Here is a 13,349-nt window from a genome sequence, read left to right as displayed (position 1 = left end):
CGTGTCTGCCGGACGCCGCGCTTCACTCATTTGGCGCGCACGTGCTCAGGCGGCAAGCCCGCCGAGCGTGCGCAGCGGCTGTCCCATCCACAGGTGCACCAGTTCGAGCATCGCGGCGGCACCGCCTTCGTCGGCCTGCAACACGAGCAGATCGCCGCTCGTCATGCGGTCCAGCGCCGCTTCGGCGGCAGTGCGGCGCTCGCCGGCGTCCGTCACCTGAACTTTGCGCTCGGCGGCGTCGATGCCCGCACGCAGTTGCGCGCGCGACTCGGCCGACTCGCGATGGCGTGCGATGCTCAGGTCGTCGCACAGCACCACGTGGTCGAACGTCTGCGCAAGCCGCTTGCCTTGCGCCTGAAGGTCCTCGTCCATGCGATCGGCGCCGGGGCCGTAGACCACCGTGCGACGCTCGGCGGGCACGGTGGCGAGCGCGGCGGCCAGCGCGGCGAGCGCCGGTGCGTTGTGGGCGTCGTCGACGATCACGGTCGCGCCTTGTTTTTCGAACAGCGTAAAGCGGCCCGGGGCATCGACCTGACCGACGTCGAAGGTGGTCACGCCGGCGCGCAGAATGTCCAGCGCCACACCCATCGACCATGCGGCCGCCACGGCGGCGAGCACGTTTTCGACCTGGAAGCCGACGCGGCCCGCGTAGGTCAGGGGCATGTTGGCCGTCGCGCCGATGCCGGTTTCTTCCGCACCGGTCGCGAGCATCACCTGACCGTTACGCACGAATACGGCGCGCTTGCCGGCGGCGCGATGCGCCACGATGGCCGGCAGTTGTTCGTCCAGCCCGAAGAAGATCACGTCGCCGTCGCACAGCTCGGCCATTTCCACGACCAGCGGGTCGCGGGCATTGAGCACGGCCACGCCGTCGGGCAGCACCACGTCCACCTGCGTGCGCAGCACGCTGAACATGCGGTCGACATCTTCTACGAAGTACTGGCCCAGATGGTCCGGGCGATCGATGTTCGTCACGATGCCGACCTGGCAGCGGTCGTAGGCAAGGCCCTCGGACAGAATCGCGGTGCTGTCGTTTTCGAAGACGGCGGCGGTCACGCCGGCGTTCATCAGCACGCGGTTCGCGGCGTCCCAGTTGGCGCGATCGCCGCCTTGCACCAGACGCTTGCCGAGGAACAGGCCGTCGCTGCACGCGAGGCCGGTATGCTCGCCCGCCAGTTGCAGCAAATGGGTGAGCAGACGCGCCGTTACGGTCTTGCCGTTCGTGCCGGTAATGCCGACGATCGGAATGCGGCCGGCGTCGCCATCGGGGAACAGATGATCGACGATGGCACGGCCGACCGGACGCGGTGCGCCGTCGGCCGGCTTCAGGTGCATCAGCAGGCCGGGGCCGGCGTTGACTTCCACGATGGCGCCGCGTTGCTCTGCGAGCGGCCGGGAGATGTCTTGCGCCACCAGATCGACGCCGGCGATGTCCAGACCCACGATGCGGGCGGCAAGCGATGCATGCGCCGCCACGCTCGGGTGCACGCGGTCGGTCACGTCGAAGGCGACATTGCCGTTGCGCTGGATCAGCACGTTCTTGCCTTCGGGCGGCACGGAGTCGGCGTCGAAGCCCTGACGCTTGAGTTCGAGGCGGGCCGACGAGTCGATTCGCACGCGGTTGAGCGGCTGGTCTTCCGCGCTGCCGCGACGCGGATCGCTGTTGATTTGCAACTCGATCAGTTCGGAGACGGTATGTTGGCCGTCGCCCACGACACAGGCCATTTCGCCCATCGCGGCGGCCACGACGCGTCCGCCCACGACCAGCAGACGGTGCTCCAGGCCCGGCACGAAGCGCTCGACGATCACGCCGTTGCCTTCTTCGAGCGCCACGCCGAACGCGGTCGTGACCTCGTCGCGCGTGGTGAGATTGATGAACACGCCACGGCCATGGTTGCCGTCGTACGGCTTGACGACCACGGGCAGGCCGATATCTTGGGCGGCTTCCCAGGCGTCGTCGGCGCTGGAGACCAGACGGCCTTCCGGCACGGGCACACCGCACGATTCGAGCAGTTGCTTGGTCAGATCCTTGTCGCGCGAGATGCTCTCGGCGATGGCGGGGGTGCGGTCCGTCTCGGCGGTCCAGATGCGACGGGCGGCAGCGCCGTAGCCCAGTTGCACCAGATTGCCGTCGGACAGACGCAAATGCGGGATGTCGCGGTCGTCGGCGGCGTCGACGATACACGCCGTGCTCGGGCCGAGACAGTGTTTGTCGACCAGCCCGCGCAGGGATTCCACGGCGGCCTCGACATCGTATGGACGATCTTCGATGGCAGCCATGACCAGATCGCGGGCCGCAAACAGCGCTGCGCGGGTCACGTCTTCATGCCAGGCGCGCACGATCACCTTGTACACGCCGGTGATCGGGGTCTCGCGGGCCTTGCCGAAGCCGCCGGGCATGCCGGCGAGGTTCTGGAGTTCGAGCGTGACATGCTCGAGAATGTGGCCCGGCCACGTGCCTTCGCGCAGACGCTGGAGGAAGCCGCCGCGCTCGCCGATGCTGCAACGGTGCTCGATGAGGGTGGGCAGCCACTCGGACAGTCGCTCGGGGAACCCCGGGATCTTATTGGACGGGAACGCTTCCAGTTCGCCGATATCGACCCATGCCTCAAGCACTGGCCGATATGTCCACATATTCGGTCCGCGCAGCGACAGGACATCGAAAATCTCAATGTCTTTCTTTTTCATCTAAGGCTTTAATTCACGCGTCAGGGCTGGTACGAGAAAGCCGGCGAGGCCAATTGGGGGCGGCACAGCCGGTCGCGCTTTTACAGTTAACTGGATGCTTAACGCAAAAATTCCGTAAACGGTTGACAGGCGCAACAATATTTCCATGTTGCACCGTGTCATGCGGGAACTCTGTGTCGCAAAAAGCGTCGCTGTGGTTATACTTGCGGCAATTTTGCGGACCTGACAGGGAAAGTCCGCGTCGATTTTTCTCCGTTTGCTCGATGTCCGCCCCTTGAGGACACGTCTGCCGCATCAATGACTGACACCTCCGCTCAAGCGGCGTCACCCGCCGCCCCATCGACAGATGTTTCCGCCGCCGCGTCTGTGGCTGCCACGCCGGCCCGCAGTGCCGCCGCCGAATCCTGGTACCTCGATCTCACCGCCCAACTCGCCGAAGGCGAGACGGTGCTGGCCTGGCTTACCGTCGATCTGGATGCGCAATTGCATTTCGCGCGGGGGGTGGTCGTCGCGACCGACCGTCGTGTCATCGCCCGTGAAGCACGCCGCGACACGCCCTCGGGGGCCTGGCATTCGTGGGCGTACCGGGCCGACCTGACGCTCGCGCACACGGACCACGCGGGCGTCGGCTCGCTGGAGTTGTGCGACGCCACCCGAAAGCTCGCCAACTGGCGCTACACGCTCGGCCAGAATCCTGCGGCGCTGACGCTGATGGACACGATCGTGCGCCAGCGTGACGCGCTCGTCGCCGGCCATGCCGCAAGCCACGAGCCGGAAGATGCCGGGGTTTGCCCGATTTGTCAGGCGGAGTTGCCGACGGGGGCCGAAGAGTGCCCGCAATGCAATCCGGAAGCAGAAGCCCCGCCGTCGACGTGGGCATTGCTCAGATTGTGGCGCTTCGCGCGTCCGTATCGCTTTCAGTTATTGGCCGGTTTCCTGCTGACGCTTTGTGCCACGGGGGCCACGCTGATCCCGCCGTATCTGACGATGCCGCTCATGGACAACGTGCTGATCCCATTCCAGAACGGCAAGCCCATCGATTACCACCTGGTGGGAATGTATTTGTCGGGCTTGATGGGCGCGGGGCTTGTGGCCTGGGTGCTGGGCTGGGCGCGCACCTATTTGCTCGCCAAGGTGTCGGAGCGTATCGGGGCGGATTTGCGCACGGCGACTTATTCGCACCTGCTGCGCCTGTCGCTGGAGTACTTCGGCGGCAAGCGTACGGGCGACCTGATGGCGCGCATCGGTTCGGAGAGCGATCGTATATGCGTCTTTCTCTCGCTGCATTTGCTGGACTTCGCGACCGACGTGCTGATGATCGTGATGACGGCGGTCATTCTCGTATCGATCAACCCGTGGCTGGCAGTCGTCACGCTGGTGCCGCTGCCGTTCATCGCGTGGCTGATTCATCTGGTGCGCGATCGGCTGCGTCACGGCTTCGAGAAGGTCGACCGCATCTGGTCGGAAATCACCAACGTGCTGGCCGATACGATTCCGGGCATTCGCGTGGTCAAGGCGTTCGCGCAGGAGAATCGGGAGGTGGCGCGCTTCAAGGAGGCGAACCGTCACAACCTGGTGATCAACGACCGCGTGAACAAGGTCTGGTCGCTGTTCTCGCCGACGGTCACGTTCCTCACGGAAGTCGGCCTGCTGGTTGTCTGGATCTTCGGTATCTGGCAAGTCTCGAAGCATGAGATCACGGTCGGCGTGCTCGCCGCGTTCCTCACGTACATCAGCCGTTTCTACACGCGTCTCGATTCGATGAGCCGCATCGTCTCCGTGACGCAGAAAGCCGCCGCCGGCGCGAAGCGCATTTTCGATATTCTCGATCACGTCTCGAACGTGCCTGAGCCGGTCAATCCGGTGCATCTGAAGGAAGTGAAGGGCGCCATCGATCTGCGCGACATCGGTTTTCGCTACGGCAACCGCGCCGTGATCCGGGGGATGGATCTGCGCATCGCGCCGGGCGAGATGATCGGTCTGGTCGGTCACAGCGGCTCGGGCAAGAGCACGCTCGTGAACCTGATCTGCCGCTTCTACGATGTGGCCGAAGGCTCGATTCAGATCGACGGCGTAGACATCCGTGCGCTGCCGGTCTCGGACTTCCGCCGCAACGTCGGTCTGGTGTTGCAGGAGCCGTTCCTGTTCTTCGGCACGATTGCGGACAACATCGCCTACGGCAAGCCGAATGCGACGCGCGCGGAGATCGTCGCCGCGGCGCGCGCGGCCCACGCCCACGAGTTCATTCTGCGGTTGCCGCACGGTTACGACTCGCTTGTCGGCGAGCGTGGTCAGGCGCTCTCGGGCGGTGAGCGTCAGCGCATTTCGATTGCGCGTGCCTTGCTGATCGATCCGAGAATTCTGATTCTGGACGAAGCGACGTCGTCGGTGGATACCGCGACGGAGAAGGAAATTCAGAAGGCGCTCGACAACCTCGTCAAGGGCCGCACGACGATTGCCATCGCGCACCGTCTCTCGACGCTGCGCAAGGCCGACCGGCTCGTGGTGCTCGATCGCGGCAAGATCGTCGAAGTGGGCAACCACGACGAACTGATCGCACGTGAAGGCGCGTACTACAAGCTTTATCAGGCGCAGCAGCGCAACGTCGATACGGATATCGACGCGGTCGTCGAGTCGGCCGAAGCTGCCGCGACGGTCGCCGCCGTCACCGCCGCGCCTGCCCAGCCGCTCTCCGTCAACTAATCGTCAACCGCACCATTCGCGAAGCTACTTATGCAGATCGATTTCACCCTGTCGCGCAACGCCTTCGGACGTCTGGTGCTGACCGACGCCGAGGGCGTCGCCCATGAAGGCGTCGTGCCGGTGCGCGCGTTCCCGATCGCCGCACCCCAGGAGGGGCTCGCGCTCGTGAGCACCGAAGGCCGGGAACTGGTCTGGCTCGATTCGCTCGATGCATTGCCGTCGGCCATGCGCGCGCTCGTGCACGACGAACTGGCCGCCCGTGAATTCATGCCGGAGGTGCTGCGCATCAAGGGGGTGTCGACGTTCGCCACGCCCAGCAAATGGACCGTCGAGACGAATCGCGGCGAGGCGTCGTTCGTGCTGCGCGGCGAAGAAGACATTCGACGTCTGGGTGCGCACACGCTGCTCATTACCGACAACCACGGCATCCACTTCCTGATTCGCGACACGGGCACGCTGGACAAGCCCAGCCGGAAGATTCTCGACCGCTTCCTCTGACGTCTTTCGAAGGCGTTTTGCACGATTGGCGTGACCGCACTTCGCCGTACCTCCCGGCGCTGGTAAAATCCGTGCTTTTGATTTTGCGGTGATGCCGATGTGGTTCAAGAATCTTCAGTTGCACCGAATTCCTGCCGGTTGGTCCATGAGCGTCGCGCAAATGGAAGAGGCGCTCGAAAAGCACGCCTTCCGTGAGGGCGGCAGCCTCGAAATGCAGGTGCAGGGCTGGGCACCGCCGCGCGAAGGCGGTGAACTCGTGCACAGCATCAATCGTCAGTTCCTGCTCGCCTATCGCGCCGAGAAGAAGCTGCTGCCGACGACCGTCGTCAATCAGGTGACGCGGGCCAAGGCCGCCGAACTCGAGGAGCAGCAGGGCTTCAAGCCGGGCCGCAAGCAAATGCGCGAGCTCAAGGAGCAAGTCACCGACGAGCTGCTGCCGCGCGCGTTCGGCATTCGTCGCGATACGCGTGTGTGGATCGATCCGGTCAATCGCTGGCTGGTGATCGATGCTGCGTCGCCGGCGAAGGCCGACGAAGTGCGCAGCCTGCTGCTCAAGACGCTGGACATCATGCTGGAGAACGTCGAGCTCAACGAAGCGCCGGTGGCCGTGATGACGTCATGGCTTGCCGGCAACGACGCCCCCGCCGGTTTCACCGTCGATCAGGACGTCGAACTGCGCTCGAACACCGATGAAAAGGCGGCGGTGCGCTATGTGGCGCATCCGCTCGACGGTGCGGACGTGCGCCAGCACATCGAGGCCGGCAAGCGCTGCACGAAGCTGGCGATGACGTGGAACGACCGCATCTCGTTCGTCCTGACCGACGCCTTCATCATCAAGCGCGTGACGCCGCTCGACATCATCAAGGACGCCGCCGACCCGACTGCCGAAGGCGAAGCCGAGAAGTTCGACGCGGATGTGGCGCTCATGACCGGCGAACTCGCCCGCATGCTCGACGATCTGGTCGAAGCCGTGGGCGGTGAGCGCCAGATGGACAAGGCGGCCTGACGCCCGCCCGCGACCTGTTTCGCCGACACACGGAACGCCGCGACGCCCGGGCAGGGCGCCGCGGCGTTTTTTTACGATTGCGCGGACGGATCGATCAGGTAGACGCCTTGCGTCAACGCCTGCTTGACGGCGCGGGTCCGCTCGTCGACGCTCACTTCCAGCTCACCCGCCTCGATGGCGTCGTATGCCTGACGCACCACGTCCGACGGCGCGGCTTTTTCCACGTCGAAGCCGCTCGTCAGGTCGGTGTCGATGTAACCCGCATGCAAGCCCACCACCTGAGTGTTCTGTGCGCGAAGCTCGTGACGCACGCCATTGGTCAGCGACCATGCGGCCGACTTCGTGATCGAATATTCAGGGATCACGCGCGAGTTGACCCAGCTCACGATGGACAGCACGTTGAGCAGTGCGCCGCCCCCATTGCGGCCGAGGATCGGGGCGAACGCCTGGGTCATGGCGAGCACGCCGAACAGGTTGGTCTCCAGCGTCTCGCGCAGCAGTTGCGCCGCGCCCGGGCGAGTCAGTCCTTCGGACACGCGGGCAATGCCGGCGTTGTTGATGAGCAGCGTCACGTCGCCGGCCAGTTCCGCGGCCGCGGCCACGTCGTGCGGATTGTTGACGTCGAGCTTGACCGGAACGACGCCCGGCAACGTCACCTTGGACGGATCGCGCGATCCGGCGTAGACCTTCTTCGCGCCGAGGGCCAGCGCCTGCTTTGCGAATTCGAGTCCCAGGCCACGGTTTGCACCGGTAATGAATACGACGGCATCTTTGATCTTCATTTCACTGCTCCAGCAAGGTAAGTGGGCCGAATCGACCATGGAAACGACCGGCGAATTCGGTTACAGTTCTTGACAATGGTGGTCGCCATCGTCAATTTGAGCGCATTGTGCAAACGGAGAGCGAATTTGTCAATGGTGATCGACATTGTCTTTTTCGATGAGGTCGATAGCGGCGATGCGTCGGCTATGGGTCAAGGAGCAGGAAAATGGGAATTTCAAGAGAGCAGGCGGCGGAGAACCGGGAGGCGATCGTCAGTGCGGCCGATCGGTTGTTTCGCGAGCGAGGCGTCGATGCCGTCGGGCTGACGGCGCTGATGAAGGAGGCGGGTTTCACGCAGGGTGGCTTCTACAACCACTTCAAGTCGAAGGACGCGCTCGTCGCCGCCGTCATGGCGCGGGCGATCGAGGCGAACAACGGACGCCTCGCGCAGAGCGCCGCGGCAGTGGCCTCAGGCGAGCCGGCGAAGGCCGGCGCGAACAGGTATCTGTCGACGGCACATCGGGACGATGTGGCGTGCGGCTGCCCGATGGCCGGGTTCGCGGGGGACGTGTCGCGTATCGGTGGCGAGGCGCAGGCGTTTTACGCAAAAGGGCTGGCGGACTCGCTCGAACACATGACCGCAGCAGGTATGGCGCAGGGGCTGACGCACGAGCAGGCGCATCGACGCGCCATGGCGCGATTCGCGCAGATGGTCGGCTCGCTCGTGCTTTCGCGCGCCGTGGTGAGCGCCGACCCGGCGCTGTCGGAGGCATTACTGGCGGCGGGGCGTGAGGCGCTGAACGAGGCCCATAGCGAGGTCCATAACGAAGCCGATAACGAAGCCGATAACGAAGCCGATCAGCGCGCCGCGACCGACTGACGGGATGTCGTGAGGCGCGGCGGCCGGTCAGTCCTGCGGCCAGCGCCACGTGGCACGAAGGCTGTCGCGCAGGAACTCGACGAACATGCGCGTGCGCGGCGCCAGATGGCGGCTGTGCGGGTATACGGCATGCAGCGGCGCCGCCGGAATCCGCAGGTCGGGCAGCACGCGTGCGAGGCGGCCTGCCTGAATATCGTCGCCGACATCCCAGATCGATTTCTGCGTGATGCCCGCGCCATGCAACGCGAGTTCATGGGCCGTATCCCCGTCGTCGACGACATAAGTATCGGGGACTTGCACGCGAAATGTTTCGGATTGCGATACAAATCGCCAATCGCCGTGAGGCGCGTTGCCGAACAGAATGCAATCGTGACGGCGCAGGTCTCCCACATCGTGGGGCGTACCGCGCCGCGCCAGATAAGCGTGGGAGGCGACCAGCACGCGATAGTTCGGCGCAAGTTCCTGCGCGATGAGACTGGAGTCGGGCAGGGCGCCCACGCGGATGGCGACATCGATGCCGTGGGCAACGAGATCGACCCACAGGTCGCTCAGCGACAGATGCACCCTCACGTCGGGATGCTGTTCGCGAAATGCGACAAGCAGCGGGGTGAGATGGCGACGCCCGAACGCGCGTGGCGCGCTGATGCGAAGCACGCCGCCAACGGTGCCTGCCTGTCGCGTCATCAACCGTTCAGTCTCGGCGATTTCCGCCAGAATTCGCTGGCAACACGCATGGAAGACCTGTCCTTCCTCGGTGAGCGCCTGTTTGCGCGTGGTGCGATTGAGCAGGCGTACACCGAGCCGCTGTTCGAGCAGGCCGAGGCGTTTGCTCACGACCGCCAGCGACAATCCCAGCTCGCGCGCGGCGCCCGACATGCTGCCCGTCGCGACCACCCGGTCGAAGAGGGTAAGGTCCAGCGTCTGATCGATCATCGGGATGCAATTCTCAATAAATTGAAGAGAGTCATTCAGTTTTTTGGGGGATTATCGTCTTCGAGGATGAGGATCACAATAGCTTCATGACATCGCCGGTGGCCCGGGGGTGTCGCGGTTTTCCGATCCTCCTCCCCATTTCCGGAGTCACATCATGTTCAATTTCGAAGGTCAGCGCGTGCTCGTCATCGGCGGCAGTTCCGGCATCGGCCGTGCGGCGGCGCAAGCGTTCGCCAACGCCGGCGCGACCGTCACGATCGCCTCGCGCAATCAGGCAAAGCTCGACGACGCGCTCGCCACCATCGGCAGCACCGCACGTGCAGTCGTGCTCGATACCGGCGACGTAGCGGCCGTCGAACGCTTCTTCGCGGCGCATGCGCCGTGGCAGCACGTTGTGATCTCCGCAGCGCAGACGCCCACGGGGCAAGTGCGCAAGTTGTCTCTGGAAGACGCCCATGCGGCGTTCAACAGCAAGTTCTGGGGGACGTATCACGTCGCCAAATTCGCGCGTATTGAAGATGGGGGGTCGCTCACGTTGACGTCGGGCTACCTGAGCGTGCGACCGAATACGTCGTCGGTCGTGCAGGGCGCGATCAATGCCGCCGTCGAAGCGCTCGGACGCGGGCTGGCGCTGGAGCTCTCGCCGGTACGGGTCAATACGGTGTCGCCGGGCCTGACGGCGACGCCGCTGTGGAACAAATTGTCCGAAGCGGACCGCGAGGCGATGTATCGCAATGCGGCAGAGCGGCTCCCCGCACGCCGCGTCGTGGCGGCCGAAGACGTCGCGAACAGCATTCTCTATCTCGCCGGCACCCCCAGCGCGACAGGGTCGACCGTGCTGATCGACGCCGGCGGCGCGATCGCCTGAGGCCACACATCGGCAACGGAAATCCTGAACGATGCTGCGTCGCGGCATCTTTCAGGGTCCCGATCCGGCGTACACGTTGCCGTCATATAAACGCGGTATACCCGAATCACTTTCGGGTACCTATTTCGATAGGGATTGCCTAGAATGAAATCGTGCCATCCCGCCATATCGAAGTTAGGAGGCCGCTATGCTGACAGGGAGCTTGATTGGGATGTTGGTGATTGCGCTGGTCGTGGGCGCTGCCGTCGCCTGGCTGGCAGATCGCAACTGGTGCCGGGAGCACCCGGCGGCGCGTCATACGTGGCGTCGCCATCGTCGTGACGTTCGACACGGTTGAGTTCGCGCCGACCGGTCGACCAATGAAAAGCCCGCCTTCCGGCGGGCTTTTTTGCGACTAAGACACCTTAAACAACTGGCTGGGCGCTCAGGCAACGGCCTGAAGGAAGTACTTGCCTTGGACGGTCAGACGCGGCGTCTTCTTCCCCGCTTCCAACTCTTCCCACTCGATCAGTTTGCTTTCGAGCAACGATTCGAGGTCCAGGCGATTCAGCTCCACTTGCTCCGGAGCATCCTTGACCAGCATCAGGGTGGCAAATTCATGATGACTCAGCATCTTCGTCTCCCGGTTTGCGGTTCCACAGGGGGGTCCCTCGTCAGGGACTTTAAGGATAGGTCACGAAAAAGACGCTTGCGCGACAAAATTCGTACTTTCGATGCTGCTGCGCAGCACTTCTCGTAGTGGACTTTCCCACGTGCAGAATAGGCTTGGCAGATGACATGGGCATGTCAATCGTCTAGCATTTCGCACCGCATTCAGCGTATACAAAATGCATTGATATATTGCGATGCAGCAATTGCAATATTTGCGCGATTTGTAGTGATGCCCCGCTTATTACCGGTTTGCTGGGAGCGAAGGGGCGGTAGAATGGCCCAATTTGCCAGCAATTCGCGCACACCAACCTGACATGCCGCAAAAGAAAACGCCGTACTTCGAGTTACGCAGCGGTGCCGTAGATACCCTGCATTTCGTTGTCAAGACGCCTGAACTGGAGACCTTGCGCACCGAGTTGGCGCAACGTTTCGAAGCGACCCCGGAGTTTTTTGCTGGCGACACGGTCGCGATCGACGTGCGGCGTCTGGCCGGCGACGAACGCGTTGCCGTGCCGGCGTTGGCCGAAATGCTGGCCGAATTCCGCATGAAACCGATCGGCGTGGTGGCCAACACCGAGCAGGCCGATTGGGCGGTGGTGGCGGGGCTGCCGCGTCTGGATAGCCAGGAGCGGCACGAGCGCCGCGCGCCGCGCGCCGGGCGAGAAGGACGCGAAGGACGCGAAGGACGCGAAGGGGGCGAAGGCGAAGGACGTGCCGAGTCGGGGCACGCAGCGCCGGCGCCGGCCGTGCCCGAGGTGTCTGCCATCCCCTCGACGATCATCGACAAGCCGTTGCGTTCGGGCCAGCAGGTCTACGCGAAGGGTGATCTGATCATCCTCGATCTCGTCAGTTATGGAGCCGAGGTGATCGCGGAAGGTAATATTCACATTTATGCGCCGCTGCGGGGGCGGGCACTGGCAGGCGTGAAGGGCAAGCTCGACGCGCGCATCTTCTGCACCTGTCTGGAGCCTGAGCTGATTTCCATCGCCGGTATTTACCGGACTGGCGAACATGCGCTGCCGCCCGATGTTCAGGGCCGGTCGGTGCAGGTGCGGCTGGTAGACGACAAACTGATTTTCGAGCCCCTCGGGCTCAAATGATTCGTAGCTAATTTCATCCTCAAGTTTGGGAAGGCATCGACAGATGGCAAAAGTGATTGTGGTGACCTCTGGCAAGGGTGGTGTCGGCAAGACGACGACCAGCGCCAGCTTTTCCGCCGGCCTCGCCTTGCAGGGGCACAAGACGGCAGTCATCGATTTCGACGTCGGCCTGCGCAATCTCGATCTCATCATGGGTTGCGAGCGCCGCGTGGTGTACGACCTGATCAACGTGATTCAGGGCGAAGCGAATCTCAATCAGGCGCTCATCAAGGACAAGTCCTGCGAGAACCTGTTCATCCTGCCCGCCTCGCAAACGCGTGACAAAGATGCGCTCACGCAAGCCGGCGTGGAGAAGGTCATCAAGGACCTGGCCGACATGGGTTTCGAATACATCGTGTGCGATTCGCCGGCCGGTATCGAGTCCGGCGCGCTGCTCGCGATGCACTTCGCCGACGAAGCGCTCGTGGTGACGAACCCCGAAGTGTCGTCGGTGCGCGATTCGGATCGCATTCTCGGCATTCTGTCGTCGAAGACGAAGCGTGCCATCGAAGGCAGCGAGCCGATCAAGGAGCATCTGCTCATCACCCGCTACAACCCGAAGCGTGTGAACGATGGTCAGATGCTGTCGCTGGAAGACATTCAGGAAATTCTGCGAATCAAGCTCATCGGCGTGATTCCGGAGTCGGAGTCGGTGCTTCATGCCTCGAACCAGGGTACGCCCGCCATTCATCTGGATGGCACGGACGTGGCCGACGCGTATCGCGACGTGGTGAGCCGATTCAAGGGCGAAGACAAGCCCATGCGCTTTACCGACTATCAAAAGCCGGGCCTGTTGCAGCGCATTTTCGGCTCGAAGTAAGGAGCGCCCATGTCCTTCCTGTCTTTCCTCCTGGGGGAGAAGAAAAAGACCGCCGCCGTTGCCAAAGAGCGCCTGCAGATCATTCTGGCGCACGAACGCGCGGGCTCGTCGCCGCCGGCCGATTACCTGCCGGCACTGCAACGCGAGCTGGTCGCCGTCATCTCCAAGTACGTGAAAATCGCACAAGACGACATCAAGGTCAGCGTCGAGCATCAGGACAACCTGGAAGTGCTCGAAGTGAAGATCGAGCTGCCGCAGACCTGATCGGGTTGTCTCACCGGCAGGCGCCGTGAGGCGTGGCCGGTGGTTGTAGCCGGTGATGGTAGCCGGATGTGCGAATACGCGAAAGCCCGCCGCCCTCGTGAAAGGGTGGCGGGCTTTCGTCGTGGTTTTTCCTCCGT

At 63.5% G+C, this 13,349-nt stretch carries 12 protein-coding genes; 8 read left to right on the top strand and 4 right to left on the bottom strand.

All coding sequences use genetic code 11. The features are described 5' to 3' along the window. Positions 1 to 45 precede the first annotated feature (45 nt). A complete protein-coding gene (gene cphA / locus PAN31108_RS01665) occupies positions 46 to 2,688 on the bottom strand; it encodes a cyanophycin synthetase (protein WP_150667156.1) in 2,643 nt (880 codons plus the stop codon). A gap of 297 nt (positions 2,689 to 2,985) precedes the next feature. On the opposite strand from cphA, the gene PAN31108_RS01660 reads away from it, so the two are divergent. The 3 genes from PAN31108_RS01660 to PAN31108_RS01650 all read left to right on the top strand — a co-directional run bounded on the left by PAN31108_RS01660 (position 2,986) and on the right by PAN31108_RS01650 (position 6,895). Next, positions 2,986 to 5,391, top strand: a complete 2,406-nt coding sequence (locus PAN31108_RS01660; protein ID WP_246183720.1) for a cyanophycin metabolism-associated ABC transporter — start codon at positions 2,986 to 2,988, stop codon at positions 5,389 to 5,391. 30 nt (positions 5,392 to 5,421) lie between these two features. Beyond that, positions 5,422 to 5,889, top strand: coding sequence for a cyanophycin metabolism-associated DUF1854 family protein (locus PAN31108_RS01655; protein ID WP_150667155.1), 468 nt, complete (start codon positions 5,422 to 5,424; stop codon positions 5,887 to 5,889). 97 nt (positions 5,890 to 5,986) lie between these two features. Further along, positions 5,987 to 6,895, top strand: coding sequence for a recombination-associated protein RdgC (locus PAN31108_RS01650; protein WP_150667154.1), 909 nt, complete (start codon positions 5,987 to 5,989; stop codon positions 6,893 to 6,895). A gap of 71 nt (positions 6,896 to 6,966) precedes the next feature. Here PAN31108_RS01650 and PAN31108_RS01645 read toward each other — a convergent pair whose 3' ends face one another. Beyond that, a complete protein-coding gene (locus tag PAN31108_RS01645) occupies positions 6,967 to 7,677 on the bottom strand; it encodes an SDR family oxidoreductase (protein WP_150667153.1) in 711 nt (236 codons plus the stop codon). Positions 7,678 to 7,883: 206 nt separating this feature from the next. Here PAN31108_RS01645 and PAN31108_RS01640 point away from each other — a divergent pair, with 206 nt between their 5' ends. Next, positions 7,884 to 8,537, top strand: a complete 654-nt coding sequence (locus PAN31108_RS01640; RefSeq protein WP_150667152.1) for a TetR/AcrR family transcriptional regulator — start codon at positions 7,884 to 7,886, stop codon at positions 8,535 to 8,537. 27 nt (positions 8,538 to 8,564) lie between these two features. Here the strand turns inward: PAN31108_RS01640 and PAN31108_RS01635 are convergent, their stop codons facing one another. Beyond that, positions 8,565 to 9,470: a LysR family transcriptional regulator gene (locus PAN31108_RS01635; protein ID WP_150667151.1), complete on the bottom strand. Its 906-nt coding sequence runs from the start codon at positions 9,468 to 9,470 to the stop codon at positions 8,565 to 8,567. 151 nt (positions 9,471 to 9,621) lie between these two features. On the opposite strand from PAN31108_RS01635, the gene PAN31108_RS01630 reads away from it, so the two are divergent. Next, positions 9,622 to 10,338, top strand: a complete 717-nt coding sequence (locus tag PAN31108_RS01630; protein WP_174994824.1) for an SDR family oxidoreductase — start codon at positions 9,622 to 9,624, stop codon at positions 10,336 to 10,338. Between the two features lie 424 nt (positions 10,339 to 10,762). On the opposite strand, the gene PAN31108_RS01625 is transcribed toward PAN31108_RS01630, so the two are convergent. Continuing rightward, on the bottom strand, positions 10,763 to 10,951 hold the full coding sequence (locus tag PAN31108_RS01625) for a hypothetical protein (RefSeq protein WP_150667149.1): 189 nt from the start codon (positions 10,949 to 10,951) through the stop codon (positions 10,763 to 10,765). Between the two features lie 352 nt (positions 10,952 to 11,303). Here PAN31108_RS01625 and minC point away from each other — a divergent pair, with 352 nt between their 5' ends. The 3 genes from minC to minE are packed head-to-tail and all read left to right on the top strand — an operon-like array spanning position 11,304 to position 13,212. Then, a complete protein-coding gene (gene minC, locus PAN31108_RS01620; RefSeq protein WP_150667148.1) occupies positions 11,304 to 12,089 on the top strand; it encodes a septum site-determining protein MinC in 786 nt (261 codons plus the stop codon). 43 nt (positions 12,090 to 12,132) lie between these two features. After that, the gene (gene minD, locus PAN31108_RS01615) at positions 12,133 to 12,948 is read left to right on the top strand and encodes a septum site-determining protein MinD (RefSeq protein ID WP_069343771.1); all 816 of its coding nucleotides are present in this window, start codon (positions 12,133 to 12,135) and stop codon (positions 12,946 to 12,948) included. Positions 12,949 to 12,957: 9 nt separating this feature from the next. Next, positions 12,958 to 13,212: a cell division topological specificity factor MinE gene (minE, locus tag PAN31108_RS01610; protein ID WP_010808102.1), complete on the top strand. Its 255-nt coding sequence runs from the start codon at positions 12,958 to 12,960 to the stop codon at positions 13,210 to 13,212. Positions 13,213 to 13,349: the final 137 nt, after the last annotated feature.

Source organism: Pandoraea anhela, from assembly GCF_902459655.1.
In the GTDB taxonomy this organism is placed as follows: domain Bacteria; phylum Pseudomonadota; class Gammaproteobacteria; order Burkholderiales; family Burkholderiaceae; genus Pandoraea; species Pandoraea anhela.
This window is presented reverse-complemented; position numbering and strand designations above follow the sequence as displayed.

Excerpts from the sequence above, each read along its gene's own strand:
- PAN31108_RS01655 (WP_150667155.1), top strand. The coding sequence starts at position 5,422 with ATGCAGATCGATTTCACCCTGTCGCGCAACGCCTTCGGACGTCTGGTG.
- minC (WP_150667148.1), top strand. The coding sequence starts at position 11,304 with ATGCCGCAAAAGAAAACGCCGTACTTCGAGTTACGCAGCGGTGCCGTA.
- PAN31108_RS01625 (WP_150667149.1), bottom strand. The coding sequence starts at position 10,951 with ATGCTGAGTCATCATGAATTTGCCACCCTGATGCTGGTCAAGGATGCT.
- cphA (WP_150667156.1), bottom strand. The coding sequence starts at position 2,688 with ATGAAAAAGAAAGACATTGAGATTTTCGATGTCCTGTCGCTGCGCGGA.
- minD (WP_069343771.1), top strand. The coding sequence starts at position 12,133 with ATGGCAAAAGTGATTGTGGTGACCTCTGGCAAGGGTGGTGTCGGCAAG.
- PAN31108_RS01635 (WP_150667151.1), bottom strand. The coding sequence starts at position 9,470 with ATGATCGATCAGACGCTGGACCTTACCCTCTTCGACCGGGTGGTCGCG.
- PAN31108_RS01650 (WP_150667154.1), top strand. The coding sequence starts at position 5,987 with ATGTGGTTCAAGAATCTTCAGTTGCACCGAATTCCTGCCGGTTGGTCC.
- PAN31108_RS01640 (WP_150667152.1), top strand. The coding sequence starts at position 7,884 with ATGGGAATTTCAAGAGAGCAGGCGGCGGAGAACCGGGAGGCGATCGTC.
- PAN31108_RS01645 (WP_150667153.1), bottom strand. The coding sequence starts at position 7,677 with ATGAAGATCAAAGATGCCGTCGTATTCATTACCGGTGCAAACCGTGGC.
- PAN31108_RS01660 (WP_246183720.1), top strand. The coding sequence starts at position 2,986 with ATGACTGACACCTCCGCTCAAGCGGCGTCACCCGCCGCCCCATCGACA.
- minE (WP_010808102.1), top strand. The coding sequence starts at position 12,958 with ATGTCCTTCCTGTCTTTCCTCCTGGGGGAGAAGAAAAAGACCGCCGCC.